Genomic DNA, 269 nt, shown 5'->3' with positions numbered 1-269 from the left:
ACCTATGACGCACTGGGCAGAATTAGCCAAAGCGCGGACGAGCACTATCGCTACGACCCTGCCCACAACCTTACCGACGGAAGCAGAATCAGTGGCAACCGCCTTACCCAATACAAAGGCATCAGTTACCGCTACGACCCGTTGGGCAACCTGATCGAAAAACAGCAGCATGATGGCGAAATCCAACATTACCGCTACAATGCTGATAACCAACTGGCCGAAGCCGAAATCCATCGCCCCGGACAAAACGCTGTCTTATACCGCTACCG

General features: G+C 53.5%; 1 pseudogene. It reads left to right on the top strand.

What is annotated here, in order from left to right:
• Positions 1–269: pseudogene (locus ACTHS3_RS17930) on the top strand (type IV secretion protein Rhs); the annotation flags it as partial.

The organism is Neisseria sp. P0009.S007 (assembly GCF_051962515.1).
The sequence above is the reverse complement of the archived record's forward strand: the minus strand, read 5'-3'. Positions and strand labels throughout refer to the sequence as shown.